Below are 2,573 nucleotides of genomic sequence, written 5' to 3' on the forward strand. Positions count from 1 at the left end.
CTGGAGCGGTTGGCGCAGGTGCTGGCCCCGTTGCTGCAGGCCTTGGCCGCGGCCTTGCCGCCCGAGGCCGGCGCGGTCAGCGTCGCCAGTGCAGCGCCGGTGGACACGGCCCAGCTGCGGGCTGCCACCGGTGCATTGCGCGCCTTGCTGGCCGACGACGATGCCGCCGCCGAAGACTGCTGGGAACGCCATGCCGAGCTGTTCCGCAGCGCCTATGCCGAACAGGCCCGGCCGCTGGAGGCGGCGATCCGCGGGTTCGAGTTCGACGCCGCCCTGAACCTGTTGCATCAAGCCGCGCAAGCGCGCGGACTGGAGTGGGCCGCATGATCTTGCGTTGGATCCGGGCCTGCTGCTCTGGCCGTTCTTCCCCGCCGCCCACCGCTGGGGCTGCCCCGGGGCCGGGCTTGGCGACGCCGTCGCGTGCACACTGGCCGGCCGAATTGGCCCTGGCCCTGCAAGACGCGCGCGAGCCATCGGCCTTGGCGCAGGCCTTGTTCCTGCAATTGCAGGCCTGGGTGCCGCTGCAGCAGGCCACCCTCTATGGCCTGGCGCCCGCGGCCACCGGCGCCGAGCCGGTGTTGCGCCTGTTGGGCGGCTACGGCACCGCCGACGCCCCCGACTCCGTGGCCCTGGGCGAAGGCCTGCTGGGGCAGTGTGCCCAGGACCGCCGCACCCTGTGTCTCGACCCGGTGCCGGCCGGGTACTGGCGCGTCGCCTCCGGCACCGGTCAGGCCCCCGCCCGTGCCTTGCTGCTGTTGCCGATCGAACGCCAGGGCCAGCTGCTCGGGGTGGTGGAGCTGGCCTCCCTCGACCGCGGGCTGGCCCGTGAGCAGGCGGCGCTGGAGGCCCTGATGCCGGTGCTCGGTGCCCGCCTGGACGCCTTGCCCCAGCTGGTGCACGGAGCCGTGCCGCTGGCTTGGCACGCCGCCCTGCTCGACACCCTGCCGGAGGCGCTGCTGGTGTTCGACGACACCGGCGTCGTGCGCCTGGCCAACCCCGCTGCCTTGCAGCTGTTCGGCGTCAACGCCGACGGGGTGCTGGGCCAGGCCGTGCGCGAGCTGCTGCCCGACACCCCGCTGGCCGTGTCGGCCTCCGTGCGCCTGCCGCTGACCGGTTGGCCGCGCTCTGGTCCGGCCCTGGCGCTCGACGCCACCCTGGCCCCCGTGCCGGCGCGGGAGGGGCAGCCGCCCGGCGTCTGTGCCCTGCTGCGCCTGCCTGCGCCCGACCCCCACGCCTGAAACGAGACCGCCTGGATGAACGCTCCCACCGAATTCCTCGACCGTGCCACCGTCCTCGCGGTGGACGACACCCCCGCCAACCTGACGCTGATCACCAGCCTGCTCAAGGACGAGTACAAGGTCAAGGTCGCCACCAGCGGCGACAAGGCCCTGCGCATCGCCCAGGCCGAGCCCCGGCCCGACCTGATCCTGCTCGACATCATGATGCCCGAAATGGACGGCTATGAAGTCTGCCGCCGGCTCAAGGCCGACCCGGCCACGCGCCACATCCCGGTCGTCTTCCTCACCGCCAAGACCGGGGTGGACGACGAAAAAATGGGGCTGGAGCTGGGCGCGGTCGACTACATCACCAAACCCATCAGCCCGCCCATCGTCATGGCCCGGGTGAAAAACCACCTGGCCCTCAAAGCCAGCGCCGATTTCCTGCGCAGCAAGGCCGACTACCTGGAGCAGGAGGTGGCCAGGCGCACCGCCGAGGTCACCGCGATCCAGGACGTGACCATCACCGCCCTGGCCTCGCTGGCCGAAACCCGCGACTCCGACACCGGCAACCACATCCGCCGCACCCAGCACTACGTCCGGGTGCTGGCCGAACAACTGCGCCACCACCCGCGCTTTGCCGCCGTGCTGGACGACCGCAGCATCGACATGCTGTTCAAGCTCGCGCCGCTGCACGACATCGGCAAGGTCGGCATCCCGGACCGCATCCTGCTCAAGCGCGGCAAGCTCACGCCGGCCGAGTTCGAAATCATGAAGTCCCACACCACCCTGGGGCGCGATGCCTTGAGCGAGGCCGAGGCGCAACTGGGCAAGAAGGTCGATTTTTTCCGCATGGCCAAGGAGATCGCCTACAGCCACCAGGAAAAATGGGACGGCAGCGGCTACCCCGAGGGGCTGCGGGGCGAGGCCATCCCGCTGTCGGCCCGCCTCATGGCTCTGGCCGACGTGTACGACGCCCTGATCTCGCGCCGGGTTTACAAGGAGCCCTTGCAGGACGCGGAGGCGGTGCGCATCATCCAGGCCGGTCGCGGCACGCACTTCGACCCGGACATGGTCGATGCCTTTGTGGCGATCCAGGACCAGTTCCGCGACATCGCCCACCGCTACCTCGATTCCGACGAAGACCTGGGCAAGAAGCGCGCCCACCTCAACACCTTCCTGGGCGACGAGTGAGGCCCGATGCACGCCCCTGAGCGGTCCGCGGTGCCCACCCACGTGGTGGGCCTGGTCGCCTCGGCCGGTGGGCTCGACGCCCTGCTCGATCTGTTGCCCCGGCTGCGGCCCAATGGCCACACCACCTGGGTGGTGGCGCAGCACATGGGCGGGCAGGCCCAG

3 protein-coding genes are annotated in these 2,573 nt (G+C 71.0%); all 3 read left to right on the forward strand.

The window, feature by feature from the left end; genetic code table 11:
• Positions 1 to 327: hypothetical protein (locus CON77_RS14820; RefSeq protein WP_157826994.1), on the forward strand; the 327-nt coding region annotated here is incomplete at its 5' end.
• On the forward strand, positions 324 to 1,238 hold the full coding sequence (locus CON77_RS14825) for a GAF domain-containing protein (RefSeq protein ID WP_157826995.1): 915 nt from the start codon (positions 324 to 326) through the stop codon (positions 1,236 to 1,238). The genes CON77_RS14820 and CON77_RS14825, both read left to right, overlap by 4 nt.
• A gap of 15 nt (positions 1,239 to 1,253) precedes the next feature.
• Positions 1,254 to 2,411 carry a response regulator gene (locus CON77_RS14830; RefSeq protein ID WP_101050376.1) on the forward strand — a complete coding sequence of 386 codons (1,158 nt, stop codon included), beginning with the start codon at positions 1,254 to 1,256 and terminating at the stop codon, positions 2,409 to 2,411.
• The last annotated feature ends 162 nt before the right edge of the window (positions 2,412 to 2,573 follow it).

The sequence above is a fragment of the Macromonas nakdongensis genome (genome assembly GCF_002837145.1).
Classification (GTDB): Bacteria; Pseudomonadota; Gammaproteobacteria; order Burkholderiales; family Burkholderiaceae_C; genus Macromonas_B; species Macromonas_B nakdongensis.